The sequence below is a fragment of the Marinoscillum sp. genome, assembly GCF_965229915.1.
Taxonomy (GTDB): domain Bacteria; phylum Bacteroidota; class Bacteroidia; order Cytophagales; family Cyclobacteriaceae; genus Marinoscillum.
This window is the reverse complement of the sequence record NZ_CBDDJZ010000001.1, coordinates 4,745,534-4,760,276: the sequence shown is the minus strand read 5'-3', so window position 1 is coordinate 4,760,276 and position 14,743 is coordinate 4,745,534. Positions and strand designations below refer to the sequence as shown.

15 protein-coding genes are annotated in these 14,743 nt (G+C 43.8%); 10 read left to right on the top strand and 5 right to left on the bottom strand.

The window, feature by feature from the left end:
• Positions 1–151 precede the first annotated feature (151 nt).
• Positions 152–2,200: a helix-turn-helix domain-containing protein gene (locus tag ACO067_RS20330; RefSeq protein ID WP_421877616.1), complete on the bottom strand. Its 2,049-nt coding sequence runs from the start codon at positions 2,198–2,200 to the stop codon at positions 152–154.
• Between the two features lie 157 nt (positions 2,201–2,357).
• On the opposite strand from ACO067_RS20330, the gene ACO067_RS20325 reads away from it, so the two are divergent.
• The 4 genes from ACO067_RS20325 to ACO067_RS20310 all read left to right on the top strand — a co-directional run bounded on the left by ACO067_RS20325 (position 2,358) and on the right by ACO067_RS20310 (position 4,926).
• Positions 2,358–2,927: an ankyrin repeat domain-containing protein gene (locus ACO067_RS20325; protein WP_421877614.1), complete on the top strand. Its 570-nt coding sequence runs from the start codon at positions 2,358–2,360 to the stop codon at positions 2,925–2,927.
• 4 nt (positions 2,928–2,931) lie between these two features.
• On the top strand, positions 2,932–3,960 hold the full coding sequence (locus tag ACO067_RS20320; RefSeq protein WP_421877612.1) for an acyltransferase family protein: 1,029 nt from the start codon (positions 2,932–2,934) through the stop codon (positions 3,958–3,960).
• Positions 3,961–3,984: 24 nt separating this feature from the next.
• Positions 3,985–4,281: a hypothetical protein gene (locus tag ACO067_RS20315; RefSeq protein ID WP_421877610.1), complete on the top strand. Its 297-nt coding sequence runs from the start codon at positions 3,985–3,987 to the stop codon at positions 4,279–4,281.
• 63 nt (positions 4,282–4,344) lie between these two features.
• On the top strand, positions 4,345–4,926 hold the full coding sequence (locus ACO067_RS20310; RefSeq protein WP_421877608.1) for a hypothetical protein: 582 nt from the start codon (positions 4,345–4,347) through the stop codon (positions 4,924–4,926).
• Between the two features lie 27 nt (positions 4,927–4,953).
• Here the strand turns inward: ACO067_RS20310 and ACO067_RS20305 are convergent, their stop codons facing one another.
• Complete coding sequence (locus ACO067_RS20305) at positions 4,954–5,415, bottom strand: heme-binding domain-containing protein (RefSeq protein ID WP_421877606.1); 462 nt, start codon at positions 5,413–5,415, stop codon at positions 4,954–4,956.
• Positions 5,408–5,827 carry a heme-binding domain-containing protein gene (locus ACO067_RS20300; RefSeq protein WP_421877604.1) on the bottom strand — a complete coding sequence of 140 codons (420 nt, stop codon included), beginning with the start codon at positions 5,825–5,827 and terminating at the stop codon, positions 5,408–5,410. Before ACO067_RS20300 ends, ACO067_RS20305 begins: the two co-directional genes overlap by 8 nt.
• 131 nt (positions 5,828–5,958) lie before the next feature.
• Here ACO067_RS20300 and ACO067_RS20295 point away from each other — a divergent pair, with 131 nt between their 5' ends.
• Positions 5,959–6,879 carry a mechanosensitive ion channel family protein gene (locus ACO067_RS20295; protein ID WP_421877602.1) on the top strand — a complete coding sequence of 307 codons (921 nt, stop codon included), beginning with the start codon at positions 5,959–5,961 and terminating at the stop codon, positions 6,877–6,879.
• Entirely contained in the window at positions 6,872–7,213 is a 342-nt protein-coding gene (locus tag ACO067_RS20290) for an HIRAN domain-containing protein (protein WP_421877600.1), read from the top strand. Before ACO067_RS20295 ends, ACO067_RS20290 begins: the two co-directional genes overlap by 8 nt.
• On the opposite strand, the gene ACO067_RS20285 is transcribed toward ACO067_RS20290, so the two are convergent.
• The gene (locus tag ACO067_RS20285) at positions 7,210–7,722 is read right to left on the bottom strand and encodes a class I SAM-dependent methyltransferase (protein WP_421877598.1); all 513 of its coding nucleotides are present in this window, start codon (positions 7,720–7,722) and stop codon (positions 7,210–7,212) included. The two genes, ACO067_RS20290 and ACO067_RS20285, sit on opposite strands and share 4 nt — an antisense overlap.
• Positions 7,723–7,832: 110 nt before the next feature.
• Between ACO067_RS20285 and ACO067_RS20280 the strand changes: the two genes are divergently transcribed.
• The 4 genes from ACO067_RS20280 to ACO067_RS20265 all read left to right on the top strand — a co-directional run bounded on the left by ACO067_RS20280 (position 7,833) and on the right by ACO067_RS20265 (position 10,612).
• Positions 7,833–8,177 (top strand): iron chaperone, encoded by a 345-nt coding sequence (locus ACO067_RS20280; protein ID WP_421877596.1) that lies wholly within the window; start codon positions 7,833–7,835, stop codon positions 8,175–8,177.
• 235 nt (positions 8,178–8,412) lie between these two features.
• Entirely contained in the window at positions 8,413–8,973 is a 561-nt protein-coding gene (locus ACO067_RS20275) for a dihydrofolate reductase family protein (RefSeq protein WP_421877594.1), read from the top strand.
• Between the two features lie 118 nt (positions 8,974–9,091).
• Complete coding sequence (locus ACO067_RS20270) at positions 9,092–9,733, top strand: carboxypeptidase-like regulatory domain-containing protein (protein WP_421877592.1); 642 nt, start codon at positions 9,092–9,094, stop codon at positions 9,731–9,733.
• A gap of 24 nt (positions 9,734–9,757) precedes the next feature.
• On the top strand, positions 9,758–10,612 hold the full coding sequence (locus ACO067_RS20265) for an SIR2 family protein (RefSeq protein ID WP_421877590.1): 855 nt from the start codon (positions 9,758–9,760) through the stop codon (positions 10,610–10,612).
• Here the strand turns inward: ACO067_RS20265 and ACO067_RS20260 are convergent.
• A complete protein-coding gene (locus ACO067_RS20260; protein ID WP_421877588.1) occupies positions 10,602–14,717 on the bottom strand; it encodes a T9SS type A sorting domain-containing protein in 4,116 nt (1,371 codons plus the stop codon). The two genes, ACO067_RS20265 and ACO067_RS20260, sit on opposite strands and share 11 nt — an antisense overlap.
• Positions 14,718–14,743: the final 26 nt, after the last annotated feature.

Here is a 14,743-nt window from a genome sequence, read left to right as displayed (position 1 = left end):
AACCTTCGCTCATATAATTTAGCCGAATAAACGGTGTTAATCTAGCTGAAGGTAGATGACATTTTGCCACTGGTTGTATGACTTAAACCAGTCAAGTGAGATGTTGTTCACAACGAACGTGAAGTAATAGAGATAGCGAATAGAAAACGTGTTAGAGTAGGTTTTCCCTTTCGAGCTGCTTCTTTATTCGATCATGATTTTTCCAGAACCGATTCTTCATGGTGAGCAATACTTGTTGGAACCAGACTTTGTTCACTATTGGAGCCATGACCGGATCTTTCTCAATGAACAACAGCACCCAATAGGGAAAGTTATCTACACTGGAGAAACGCTCCATGTAGAAGCGTGAACTATCAAGTTGCTGGTGGTAAGCATAATACGCGGCTAGATTTCCGTCTTTGTACCTGGACTTATCTTGCTCTGCGTATTCTTTGAAGCTCTTGATCAGAGCTAGTCCTTCCTCTTTACGCCCATTTCTGATAAAGGAATCTCCAATTTTCAGATGCTCGTAATGATAAACATCGAGACCTAATGTTTGTCGCAAATTGACAAATCTATGATAAACCTCATACGCCTTATCAAACTGATGATCATAATAGTAGATCTTACCTATTTCCTGCAGGATATCCAGTCTTGTAGTATCCTTTTCAAACTCATGGATCAGTATGTTCTGTGTTTGAATCAGGTCCTGATTTTTAACGTAGAGGATGTAAGCTCTTAAATAGGCATATGGATTCTCAGGAAAGTAATCCAAACTTTGATTGATGGCATTGAGTGCTTCATCTACAAATCCCGTTTGGATCAGTGCATTGCTAAGGTGCAGGTATAGATAGCTAGTAGTAACCGAATCGGATGTGTTTGTGGAGAGTCTAAGGCCCCGAAGAGCAAACTCCAGGTACTTTTCCGTATTAGGACGATAACTCGTGTAGAAATCCGACAGCCGATTGACTATATCAGCAGAGCCCGGTGCAAATTCATAAGCCTTTAAAAAATACTTCTCTGCTTCGTCATACTGCTCCAAATGCATGTTATACAAACCCCGCGCGATCATGCTGGTAGGTGACTCTGAAGCATAAAGCAGAGCCTTATCCGAAAAATCACTTATCTGATCAGTATATTCTTTGTCTTTTTTGAAGTAGTCCATGTAGTAATAACACACAGCCAGATATGCGTAAGCTACACCAAACTCCTCATCCAACTCCACAGCCTGTTTGAAGTAAGAAATCCCCTGTACCAATCCCTCGGTGCTTTGCACACTGATCTCTTCTCGTCCTTTCAGGAACAAGTCATACGCCTCCAGATTCTTAGTAGGTATCGCTTCTATTCTCAACTGTTCCTCCGGCGTGATCATCACTTTTATTTCCGAAACGATGCTGTTGGCTACTTCCTGTTGCAACTGAAAAATATCCTCTACCTCCCGGTTGTATTGCTGTGACCAGATCCGCTTATCAGTGGCTGTTTCGATTAGCTGAATGTTCAGCTGAATCTGTTTACCTACTTTTTGACCACTCCCTTCTACCAGGTAATTAACTGGCAGTTCCTGTGCTATCTCTGGGACAGTTTTGGCTGTGTTTCTATAGGGCTCTACTGAGGTACGACTAACCACCCTAAGATTCTTGATCTTCTGCAGATTATTCAGCGTGTTTTCCATCAGTCCATTGATCAGGTAAATATTGGAAGAATCAGGACTGTCGTTTTTAAAAGGTAACACGGCTATGCTCTTCTCAGCAGGCCTGGATGGTTCAGCTGTCCGAGAAGTCAGCCACAGCACCAAACTGGCTCCTATCACTACAATGACGACACCTACCAGGATCCAGGATCGGAAAGAATTGGATGAGGACTTCTCAACCGGTTCCTGATTGGGAGCAGATCCGGGTGAATGACCGTAGGCTTCTCTAAAACACTTGATGTAATAAGAAGTACTCCCAAAGCCCACTTTCCTTGCAATCTCTGAAATGTTCAGATCGCCTTTTTGTAAAAATTCTCGAGACTCCTCTAAGCGAATATTGCGAATAAACTGACTAGCGGAAAGTGACGTTTCGGACTTGATCTTGCGGAGTAGATTTGATCGGCTCATCCCCACCTCGTCTGCCAACTCAGATACCCCAAATTGCTCATCGGAGAGATGCTCCAATGTGGTCTTTTTCACACGATTTAAAAACTCACTTTCCATGTAAACTTCAGGCTCAATTCTGATCAAATGTACGCTTTTGCGTCATAATTTATACTCATTAGTCATAATTGATAATGCTGATTGAAACTTGATGCTTTTCGCCGCATAGCTGTTAACTGCACCTAAACAGGGTTTTTCAACTTTGTATCAACTAAAACAAAGTAAAACCAAAATTTTAAAACTGATGAAAACTCAATTATTTAAAAACAGTGTATTAACAGTACTATTAGCCACTCTCACCTGGACTCTTACCAGCTGTAACAGTCAGCCGAGTGCCAGTAACTCCAGCGAATCACAGAAACCACAGCAAGACATTCATGGTGCGGTAATAGCTGGAAATCTCGAAGTAGTAAAACAGCACATAGCCGCTGGTTCTAACCTTAACGAACCCGATCCATTTGGTGGTTCGAGTCCGCTAATCACAGCCTCATTATTTGGAAATGAAGATATCGTCAAAGCTCTTCTGGACGCAGGTGTGCAGGTCAACTTCAAAAATAATGAAGGATCAACCGCTCTCCACACTGCTGCTTTCTTCTGTGAAAAGGAGATCGTCCAGTTGCTGCTGGCCAATGGAGCTGACAAGACCATCACCAATAAATATGGAGCGACTCCTTTGGCCTCAATACAAGGTCCGTTTGAAGATGTGAAAGGCATCTATGTGATGATGGAAAAACAACTCAGCCCTATGGGATTCTCAATGGATCTGGCACAAATAGAAGCTAAGAGACCTGAAGTAGCCGCTTTACTACAGTAAGATCATGGAAAGAAGATATGACATAGACTGGCTCCGTGTAATTGCAATCGGATTGTTGCTGATATACCACATAGGAATTGCTTTTCAGCCATGGGGTATGATGATCGGGTTCATCCAGAGTGATGAACCCCTCCAGGGAATCTGGCCTGCCATGACGCTACTAAATATCTGGAGAATACCATTCCTGTTTTTCGTGTCTGGTATGGGAGTAGCCTTTGCACTGAGAAAACGTACGATCAAAGCACTACTGCTGGAACGAGGTAAACGAATACTATTGCCGTTTCTATTTGGCATGATCGCAATTGTCCCTATCCACCTGTACTTTTTCCAATACTACTATGACTTGCCACTTAGCTATGTACCTCATGCAGGGCATCTATGGTTTCTTGGCAACATCTTCGCCTATGTGCTCTTGCTTTGGCCGATTATGTATTGGTCGACACAGGACAACCAATTTTCAAAAGGATTAAAAAAGGTTTTCAGCTCAGAATGGGGTCTATTGGTTACCATCCTGGCTATGATCGGAGAAGTCCTGCTGGTAAAACCAGCCATATTTGAACTATACGCCCAGACCTGGCATGGCTTCTTCATTGGTATGGTAGCATTCCTATTTGGGTATTTCTTCATTGTGGCAGGCGAACCTTTCTGGAAAAGGCTCACCAAATGGAGATTCCTCTTTCTGATTGGTGCGATTAGCCTGTATGTATTCAGACTGACTACTTACCAGCTCAAGTCTCCAGGACCACTCATGTCTCTCGAATCGAATCTATGGATCTTCTCCATACTTTCTTTTGGTCGACTTTACCTGGATAAGCCCGGAAAGGTCCTTGACTATTTGAGTAAAGGAGCCTACCCTATTTACATCCTGCATATGATCTTTTTGTGTCTTGGGTCAGTGGTGTTGTTCAAAACTACCATTGCGCCAGAGCTCCAACTGGTACTGCTCACATTAATCACATTTGCAGGCTGTTTTTTGAGCTATGAACTCATCAGAAGGATCAAATACGTGAGGTTACTGTTTGGACTTAAATAAGATAAAATGCGCTATCTTTAATTGATGATCATAGCCAACAAAAACCTCCCACTCTGGTTGAACGCGGTACTGCTGTGGGTGCTATTAATACTCATTTCAGCCATTGCACTTTCAATGGCTGAATCAATGAGTACTCAGGTGTTTCTCACAAACTTCTGGGATAGTTTGATGACTTGTTCATGGACCATAGTAATTGGTGATAGCATCCTGATACCTACCAGTAACTCTGGCAAGATTATTTACCTATTCCTTACACTTTTAAACAAACTATTTTATGCATTTTGGATTGCCTTTGCTATCGTAAGCTTTCGCAAAAAATAGGCTCGTACCTGTATTCCTTCTGGCATTTAGTACATTTAAGTATTGATAAAAGCCCAAAACGTTATGAGAATTATCCTTACACTACTAATTGCTGTTGGTTTGAGTAACAACCTTACTGCTCAGATTCCAAGTGCAGAATGGCAAATCAGAACAGCCGTATTACCATTAGCAGAAGACCTGCGAGATGGTGCAAAAGTCCTGGGGTATGACACCAATGGCGACCTCACTGTGTTACGAGAGGGCACCAATGACATGATTTGCCTGGCAGATGACCCAACCAAAGGAAGCTTTAGTGTAGCGGCATATCACCAATCTCTGGAGCCATTCATGAAACGTGGCAGAGAGCTAAAAGCTGCTGGATTAGGATTTAAGGAAGTTTTCGATCAAAGAGAAAAGGAAGTAAGTGATGGCACACTACCAATGCCCGATAAGGCGACGCTGTATGTGCTCTCAGGGGATCTGGATGCTACTAATGAACCGATCAACACAAAACTCAGGTTTGTGGTTTATATCCCATATGCCACTCCCGAATCGACCGGTTTGCCCAAAGCACCACCAGTGCCCGGAGCACCTTGGATCATGGATCCGGGTACACATCGAGCGCACATCATGATCACACCCAATTACGATCCGGAAGAGAATTAATAAAAAAGGAGGTCAGCGCCTCCTTTTTTATTTCAATACCTCGTTGGCCAGTCCTTTGGCCCAGGCTACCAACTCCTTGCGCTGATCGTCTGTTAGTTCTGCTTCGGAATGCACGACTACATAGGACTCTAATGGCATCTCACCTTCCTCTACCTCTTCCTGTATGTCCTTTAGCGCACGTAATTTTTCACGTTTAGTCAGTTGCCGCCAGTAGGAGAAGTTCAGCTCTTCTCGCCCCTCGGCTATGTGATCAATCAAAAACCAGGAAATAGGAGCTACATAACCATACCAGGGATACTTCGTTTTCATGGAGTGACAGTCATAGCATGCTGTCTTTAGTGTGAACGCAATCTGATCTGGAATCTCCTCCGTGAGCAGCAGGTCATCAGGAGTGTCCTCCAGCACTTCCGGCCTGGAAGGCCCCATCACTTGTAGAATGATCAGAACCAGCACCAGTACCCCCACGATTATTGTCACTATCTTATTCACCCATCGCCGAATTTAGTGAACTCTCAGCCCATTCTTTCAGCAAGGCAACTTCTGCCTCACTAAGCTTCATCTGAGGATACTTCTCGATCATTTTAGCCGGGGGCATCTCTCCCTCTTCCAGCACTTCCACTACCTCATCCAGCTTAGCCACCAGATCAGCTCCGGTCATATTCTGCAGTAGTACCCACTGCAAAGCCTCTTTAGACTTATCTCCTCGTGCATTGGGAGAATGACAACCCAAACATTTGTTCGTAATGATACCCATTACGTCCATTGGATATGAAAGCACCTGAGTGGAATCATCCACCAGCAGCACCCGAGTCTTTTCGGGTCCCTCGCGTTGAGCCAAGGCCTCATTAGAGGCAAAAAATAGTATCACAACAATACAACCAGTAAAAAATGTCTTTTTCATAAAATATGGATTTAACTCATTCTAAATTTATGAAAAACCTAAACTAAATCCAGTGTACGCACATGAATCTTCAAACCATCCTTTCAAGATTTTATATAATTACTAATCAAATCGTCAGTTAACTTGTACTTATGAAAGAATTATTCAACGAGGATTTCTACGCTACACTGTTTAGTAAAGCTACCAACTGGGCCATAGAAACAGTACCTGGATTACTATTGATCATCCTGACCTTTTTTATGGCACTTTGGTTGATGAAAGTGATCTTGCGCAGATTGAGAAAAGTGATCATCGCTTCAGTACACAGCGACGAGGAGAACCAGGTAGAGAAAGAGAAAAGAGCAACCACTTTAATCAACATCACCAGGGGAACAATCATCATTGCCCTATGGGCGGTATTTATACTGATTTTCCTCAAGCAATTGGGTATGGACATAGCACCAATTCTAGCCGGTGCAGGTATAGTCGGTCTGGCGGTAGGCTTTGGTGCGCAGGAGTTGGTACGAGATGGTATATCAGGGTTCTTTCTCTTGCTAGAAAACCGCATACGAACAGGTGATGTGGTACAGATCAACGGTACTGGCGGGTTGGTAGAAGGCATCAACTTAAGAACGGTCACTTTGCGGGACCTGTCCGGAGTAGTACACACTTTCCAAACCGGCAAAATCAACACTCTGGCTAATATGACCAAAGACTGGTCCGCTATGGTATTTGACATTGGGGTGGCCTACAAAGAAAATGTAGATCGTGTGATCGAAATCATCAAAGATGTAGGAAGTAAGCTGCAAGCCGATGAAGAGTTTGAGGAGAAAATACTGGAACCCATTGAGATCTTCGGGCTCGACAAGTTTGGTGATAGTGCGGTGGTCATCAAAGCACGTATCAAAACCTACCCTATCCAGCAATGGGTGGTTGGTCGTGAGTTTAACAAAAGGCTGAAGATTGCATTCGATCAAAGTGGCATTGAGATCCCTTTCCCACACAGAACCATCTACTGGGGAGATGAGATCTCACCTCTTCATCTCAAGCTGAAAAAAGACGAAAATGGCTAAAATCATTCGCATACCGTCAGCATTTGTCTACGAGTCCAAAGTAGTAGGTGTTTCGCACGCCAATGCTGATGGTACCCTGCGACAAGACATCATCGCTCAGGAGGTGCAGGAAGATGACCCATTGTACCTGGAACTGGACCCAGAAAATGAGTTTGACGAAAATGCCATCAAAGTATTGTCCAAAAACAGACGGCAGATTGGTTTTTTGAAAGCTGAACTGGCAGAAAAAGTAAAGCCCGCCATAGTCAATCAGACCGACATCTCGTGCAAAGCCTTGTGGGTCAATGGTGAAAAAATGCTCGGTGTAGGAATACGGATCGAACTGGTGAGTTAAAACCGAACCATAGCAGCATACATCGTACCATGGTATCTGGAAGGTACTTCACCTATACGATGCACCTCTTTTGCGCCTATTTCGGTCATTAGTGCCTTCAGCTCTTTAAACCTGATGGGATATGGTACCCAGGGATTTGACTGATTCGTCTCATATTCCACTACCAGTAAACGTGGGTCACCTAGTACCAACTTCTTTTTTACCGACTGCAAGAAGGACTTTTTACTTTCAACGAAATGCAAAGAATTGGCCATTAGTATTCCATGTAGATCTGGCAATCGATGTAGATTATTGACAAAATCCATTTCAATAAATGAGATAGTCACCTCATCATATGGATTGGTCATGAGGTGGATCTCACGATCTACTGCGTAAATCGTACTCCCAGGTCGAAGCAAGGTAGCCAGCGCATAGGTAAAAGTACCCGCACCACATCCCAGGTCAGCCCAATGCTGTATTGGGTTTACGGTCTTAAATTGTATGAGTTTGATTGCTTGCTCTAGATCCACTTATGAAAGTCGTTTGTCGTATTCACCTCTTCAGAACGTCGTTTTTACGGACAGCATCGCACCTTTCGGATAAATAACTTTGATTAATTTAATCAAATGAAATGAAGCTCATGAAAACGATCGACGAATACATCAAGGGTTTTGAACCACCAGTTCAGGAAAAACTGCTAGAAATACATCAGATCATCAAGGAGGTAGCACCGGATTGCGATGAAGTCATCAATTACGGGATTCCTACATTCAAACTCAAGGGTAAAAATCTGGTACACTACGGTGGCTTCAAAAATCACATTGGCTTCTATCCTGCCCCATCAGGTATTCAGGTATTTGCTAAGGAGTTGTCTGCTTACAAAGGCGCCAAAGGCAGTGTTCAGTTTCCACTTAGCGAACCTCTGCCTAAAGCGCTTATCCAGAGGATTGTGAAGTTTAGAATAGCTGAAAATGAGAAGAAATGATCAATCAACAAGAATTATTATATTTACCAAATGATTCTTTAATCCACATTCGGAACGGAGTGCTCTACTCCAGATTAGCTTCACTTTCTTCAGGCAACTGAATGGTGCAGGGTCTTATTGATCCTGATACTTCTTACTATTTATTAAATCTAACTTCTCGAAATCATGAGTGTATTAGACACCTCCAATCAGGGTTTGTCCCTCCTATCTATTTTTTCATTTAACTATCGAATCAATGCGATCAATCATATATCATGTAGCCACCTCACTCGACGGCTTCATAGCTCATCCTAATGGAAGTACTGACGGTTTTTTGAACTCTGGTGAGCATGTCACTGACTATCTCAACCAACTCAAGGACTATGACACCACCATCATGGGAAGAAACACCTATGAATACGGTTATCAATTTGGGTTAAAGCCTGGTCAGCCGGCTTACCCTCACATGAAACATTACATTGTCTCTGACACACTTCATTTTGATGATTGTCACGAGCAGGTAAAAGTGGTGCGGACTCATGAGTTGCTAAATACCGTGCAGGATCTCAAAAACGAAATAGGATCTCCTATCTATTTATGTGGTGGAGGTCAACTGGCCAGGTTTCTTATGAGGAATCACCTGATAGACGAGCTCATCTTGAAACAAAACCCCATTCTTTTGGGAACTGGAATTCATTTGTTTGACGGATGCTGTGAAGGTTTGGAGTTGACACAGTGCCATCGAGTAGATTATGAAAATGGTGTTCAGATGATCCATTTCCAACTCCATTATGTGAATGAAAAAGCGCTCGTGTAGCGCTTTTTTATTCTGTTTATTGAAACTCAACCAGGTTAAAAAATGCCAAACGAGCCATCAAAACGTTAAAAAGAATGAATCAACAGTAGTTCTAGTCTCCACTTCACTAGGTTTGATCATGCTTGCACATTTTCTATTCATGTGGGTAGTCATCTGCAGTACTTCTTTCCCGCAAGATCCTAAAACGGTGATCGGGCAACTGTTGGATGCTACAACCCATGAACCCATCCCGTTCGCACATGTGTACACGAAGCAAAGAGGCACTATCACCACCATGGAAGGTAGATTCAAAATGCTGCTTGGTTCATATGACACGTTAATCACCACCCATGTCAATTATTACACTACTAAAATCACATCAAGTGAAGTACAAAATGATACGCTCATCGTGTACTTAACTCCTGCTACTCACTATCTGAACGAAGTACAGATTGGCTCAATCCCATCAGAAGAGCGATTTAAAGAAGAATTGATCAAAAATAATGTTCAACCCACCCAAGAGGAACAAACAACCATTCGTAATACCAAGCTGTCGACTGTAATGTACTTATCAGGGTACGTCACTACCATGAATAGCACCGATAACTACTACCAGTTTATCCAGGGACCACAGGGAGTCAGCATACTCTCTAGCAATCCATCAAAGGGTCTCATCAAATCCCTTAGAACCCTTCAAAATCCTCCCAGGTTCTTCTATCCTAAAAGACCCATACTCAATGATTCTTCACAAATAATCTTTCAACTGAAAAAGGATAACTGACAGGTATTCTTAATTTTAGCCTTAATGAAAATCCTATCAGCACTCAGAAGCAAGTATAGAAAGGCTGCTTTCTTAATTGGAAATGGACCAAATCTCTACAGCCAGATCATGCCCTCATGGACCAATCTGCTGAGAGCTGCCGGTGACAAGAATGTAGCATTTGCCCTGAAAGGTTTGTCCTATACCGAAGTGTATGACCTGGTAGAGCTCACTGCCAAAGATCACCTGGCCATCAAACCAAGGATTGTTAAACAACTCGCACTAAAAAAATCTTCTGACCTATCCACGCATCGGGCCTTGATGCAGCTCGCAAGGGAAACTGATTCTCCTGTGTTGACAACTAACTTTGATACGGCTTTTGAGGATTCCATACACGCCCAGCTACATCATACCTCTACCAAAGGTTTTACCAGGTTTTATCCATGGAAATCTTATTATGCAACGAACAAACTGAACCACCCAACCAGTGGCTTTGGTATCTGGAAGATCCACGGAGATGTGCGCTACAAGGACAGCATTCGTCTGGGGCTAACTGATTACATGGGTAGTGTGGAGCGAGCCCGCAGCATATCCAAAGTTCGTTATCAACACCTCAGGCGAAACCAAAACCGTAGACAAGTATCTGACACATGGCTGGATATCTGGTTTGAACTGCCCATAATCATCGTGGGTTTCGGATATGGAGCGCATGAGACGTTTCTTCGCTGGCTCCTTATCGAACGCAAAAAGTATTTCAGGGATTTTCTGGAACAAGACACACTAGACATGCACTACGTAAGTGTAGGCAATGCAAAACCTGACGTCAAAAACCTATTGGAGACTCTAGGAGTAACTTTCCACAGTGTAGATAGCTTCGATGATCTTTACGCTACTCTTTGACCAATACGGTAGTAAAGTCACCAACGTCTTTTCCTGACAGTCGAATGATGTAATTTCCTGCTGGTAAGCTTCTAAGGTCAATTCGTTCTTCATTTAACACCCCTCCAATTACCTGCTTTCCAGCCATTGAAATCACGGCATACTGATCATAAGATCTCTGGCGCACCACAACATAGTCTGAGGTTGGGTTAGGATAGAGCTTCACGACCTGAGACGATATGAAGTCCCCCACACGAATAGCATCAAAAATCTCAGTAAAGCCATCAAAGTCCACGCTTTTTAATCGATAAAAGGCTTCATCATCCAAAAAACTGTATCGGTCTTGACAAGTGTATACTTGCTTGGTTTTCGACTCTCCAACTGCTTCTACCTCCGCAATCGACACAAATTCTCCACCATCAAGCTTGCGCTCCAGTTCGAAATGGGAAGTATTTCTTTCACTGGCAGTAGCCCATTCCAACGCTACGATTCCCGCTGTTTTCTTAGCTTTAAAATACAATAGCTCAATTGGCAAAACGGTTCCTCCCTCAGCCATCGTCCATGAGGAGAAGGTGGTGGTGGTAATAGGAGCAAATACCCTGGGATCACTGCTAGAAACATCCTGTGGATCATCTATATCTAACCAGCCAGAGCCACTATTCTTGAACAGCTGCAGATTGGACACGTCCAGTCCATTATCAAAATCTGACAACCAGGTGAACCCCACATCTCTGCCAGCGGCCGGTTCTGTATCGACATCTATCTGCCATTGCACAGCAATGGAATTGTTCACTCCGCTCGTAACTACGGCACCTGGACCAGTCTCTCTGGAAATGCTGATCATACCCATATCATCACCCCCAACACTTATGGATACTCCAAGTATATCCAGTGATCCAGTACCAATAGTTCTAGGTTCCAGTACCATGCTTCCCATGAGTCTGGAACTGCTACTCTCCACTGGATCAGGCACCGCTGGAGCCAGAATCAAAGCTCCGTTAGTCACATCAATAGTACCATCTGTAAAGGTGATTGAGGACGAGATCCTAAGGTTTGCATCCAAGGTCAGACTAATAGAAGAACCGTTCATGGTCAAATTATCCAGTGAAACTGTATCGGAGGAGTTGGACAGTGGCGACAGTGTGAGATTTTTACTTACAGTCAATGATTCTGAAAAGTCATCCAGGTTGAGACTGACAGTTCCACTTATATCAGCCAGATCATGGGCCTCCTGCACTCGCTCAGTAGATCCAGTTTGACTCCCCAGGTTGGTCACATAGAGATTACCAAAATCTCCCTGAAAACCATCTGTTCCGGGATCTGAATCAGTGCCACTACCAAGATATGGAGTGTAATCACATCCCGCATTGATCCAGGTACTAAGATCAGCTTCATCTGTCGACCCAAGGTAGTTCCCTGAGAGATCAATCCCAGATGTTGTTGCCAGAGAACCATTTCCATTCTGGTTGAATCGTGAATTGGTAATAGTCAAGGTACTACCTGTCTGTAAACTCAATCCATCAAACTGATCGGAGGTCTGACTAGTTGGATTAGTAAACACGCTATTGGTCACATCCACTACCGCGTCATTTCTTACCACCAAGTGAAATCCTGGGTTACCACCAGAGCCCGTGGGATCAGCACCATTTTCAGTGAATGTGACATCACTCAGGCTTGCCGTTGTATTTCGTCCTCTTACATAGATACCTCTGTTCAGGTTGTTCTCCACGGTAGTTCCTGATATAGTAATATCCTGAATGGTGCCACCAAGAACTCCCGAAAAGTCTCCACAAATGATCCCTGCATAGTCCGAAGTGGTACTACCGGTACCGCTGATGGCAGAGTTAGTAATGGTTACGTCTTGAACATCTGAGAGGGTGGCACTGCCATTGGTGTATATGTAGACCCCTGTTTGAGGAATGTTGGTAATTCCTCCTCCTGGTTCATCAAAAGCAGTGGCATTGAGTCCATCTATGGTCAGTGAGTTAGGCTGCTCATATGTACCATTGGTAGCTGAAACCAAAACCCCTTGTATCAAATTGGTCACCTCCAGATTGGATACGCTCAGCGGAGCGGAACTCGCACAATCGAAAACCAATAGCCCATAGGTGCCGCCATCGACGGCATTGTCATTAACATCCACGTCTACTGAAGAAGTCAGCCCGCTTAATGAAATCCCCGAAGTAAGACCTGAAAGACTGGGACCCACAAAACCACTAGTGTTAATCTGATTCTGTGAAATCGTGATGGCACCTGTGGTCGCATCATTGATATAGATCCCAATGGAGTCAGTATTGATGATGGAATTGGTGATTGTAATATCGGTAAATCCATCTGAGACAACCCCAGTGAGTAGATTACTCTGACCAAGCTCAAATCCATCAATGGCTACATTGTCCGTATCCAGAAACAACCCATTACTACTGCTGGAAGGTTCGATGATCGTTTCGGCACTACGCGAGCCACTTGCGGCGGTCCCTGCATTGGCACCATTCAGGCTGATGGATCTGTCTATGTAAATGCTATTTTCTGAAAAAGTCCCGCTGGCTACTGTGACTGTGGTGCCATCAGCCGCCATAGCCACTCCATCCTGAATGGAGCCGCCACTATTTACAATGACTGACCCAGCAGACCCAGTATAATCTCCTAATATGACATCATCCTCGAGTGTGAGTGTGCCCGTAACCTCCACATCTCCCATCAGTGTGAGCACACCTCCTGAGACCATTAAGTCGGCAAAAGAGACCAGGCTATTGGTACTGTCCAGCAGTCCAGCTCCTGGCACACTTAGTGTCACGTTCTTATTGATGGTAGTGGTCCCAGTTATCAAGCCTTGAGGAATGTTTTTGATGGTACCAGAAGCCGCTACACCAGCTAAGGCACTGGCAAAATCAGCGTAGGCATTGTTAGACTCATCGACAATTAGATTAGCCAACTCATTTGATTGAGCGATGTTGGAACCAGTTATAGTGAATAAGTCAGTTCCAGGACTGGGTGTACCTCCTCCCCAATAATTATGACTAACGGTCAAAGTATTCGTGATTTCTTCATTGAGTAATCCTGCTATGTCATCACTTGCCAACGAGCAATTTGTTACAGTGACAGTGGACATATCGATACCAGTGTTGTCCAGTTTGCCCATCTCACCAAATCTCAAATCTGTAGCCAATCCATCAATGATTACTCCATCCAAAGTCACATTAGACAAAGAAGCAGGGTCGCTGTTGTAAGATCCAGCATCCGTTCTGGCTTTTATGGCAATAGCCGTGGAGCGCCTGTTTTCTGGACTAGTGCCCGAGTTATTTGGACCTAAATCACCACACCCCAGTACCCTGGAATTGCGGATTTCAATATTGCTGTAGGCTTGCCATTTGAGATTGATATCTATGCCATTGTTGAACGCATATGTGGGGTCTACTCCACTGCCTATGACCGAGATATTTTCCATCACTGCATCCGATAGTTTTTCACAGTAAATCCCCTTTCGGTCATTGTGATTAAAAGTGCAATTCCGAATAACCACATTCTCTAACATCGTATTGGACGTGCTGTTACCCAGCTGGCTATAGAAGCCAAATTCATTGCCGTTCAGCTCAGTTCCTGTCATTGTGAGCCCATCGAGAGAAGTTGTTTCATCTATCCACAGTCCCGTACCTCCATTGTTGAGCTTACATTTCTCAATGATCAAATCCGAGATACTTCCTGATGCATCCACGTTGATATTGCGACTACTGTGACCTGAAACATCCAAACTATCCAGGTGAACGAATGAAGTCGCTATGGCAATCCCGACACTACCTCCTGACACTGTCAAATCACGTACATAAACATAGGACGAGCCCGATAGAGGTGCGGAAATAGACAAGCCGGAAACGGAGGTCTGATACCCTTTCCCTCGAAGAGTAATACGTTTGTCAACGGTAGCGCTGGCATATGTGCCCGCACCAAGTTTTACTACATCACCATCAGTGGCTTGTGCAATGGCAAAGTTGATCGTTTGGCAGGGAGAACCCGAATCCGAGCAGTCTCCAGTGTCAGTACCGGTAGTACTGACAAACCGTGTAGTCTGACCAAAAGCTGTGGAACATATCAGTAAAAGTGTGGCTATTAGCGGTGTAGAGTTCATTTTTAGACATAAGTGGCTGATTAATA

Excerpts from the sequence above, each read along its gene's own strand:
- ACO067_RS20325 (WP_421877614.1), top strand. The coding sequence starts at position 2,358 with ATGAAAACTCAATTATTTAAAAACAGTGTATTAACAGTACTATTAGCC.
- ACO067_RS20320 (WP_421877612.1), top strand. The coding sequence starts at position 2,932 with ATGGAAAGAAGATATGACATAGACTGGCTCCGTGTAATTGCAATCGGA.
- ACO067_RS20315 (WP_421877610.1), top strand. The coding sequence starts at position 3,985 with ATGATCATAGCCAACAAAAACCTCCCACTCTGGTTGAACGCGGTACTG.
- ACO067_RS20310 (WP_421877608.1), top strand. The coding sequence starts at position 4,345 with ATGAGAATTATCCTTACACTACTAATTGCTGTTGGTTTGAGTAACAAC.
- ACO067_RS20300 (WP_421877604.1), bottom strand. The coding sequence starts at position 5,827 with ATGAAAAAGACATTTTTTACTGGTTGTATTGTTGTGATACTATTTTTT.
- ACO067_RS20295 (WP_421877602.1), top strand. The coding sequence starts at position 5,959 with ATGAAAGAATTATTCAACGAGGATTTCTACGCTACACTGTTTAGTAAA.
- ACO067_RS20290 (WP_421877600.1), top strand. The coding sequence starts at position 6,872 with ATGGCTAAAATCATTCGCATACCGTCAGCATTTGTCTACGAGTCCAAA.
- ACO067_RS20280 (WP_421877596.1), top strand. The coding sequence starts at position 7,833 with ATGAAAACGATCGACGAATACATCAAGGGTTTTGAACCACCAGTTCAG.
- ACO067_RS20275 (WP_421877594.1), top strand. The coding sequence starts at position 8,413 with ATGCGATCAATCATATATCATGTAGCCACCTCACTCGACGGCTTCATA.
- ACO067_RS20270 (WP_421877592.1), top strand. The coding sequence starts at position 9,092 with ATGCTTGCACATTTTCTATTCATGTGGGTAGTCATCTGCAGTACTTCT.
- ACO067_RS20265 (WP_421877590.1), top strand. The coding sequence starts at position 9,758 with ATGAAAATCCTATCAGCACTCAGAAGCAAGTATAGAAAGGCTGCTTTC.
- ACO067_RS20260 (WP_421877588.1), bottom strand. The coding sequence starts at position 14,717 with ATGAACTCTACACCGCTAATAGCCACACTTTTACTGATATGTTCCACA.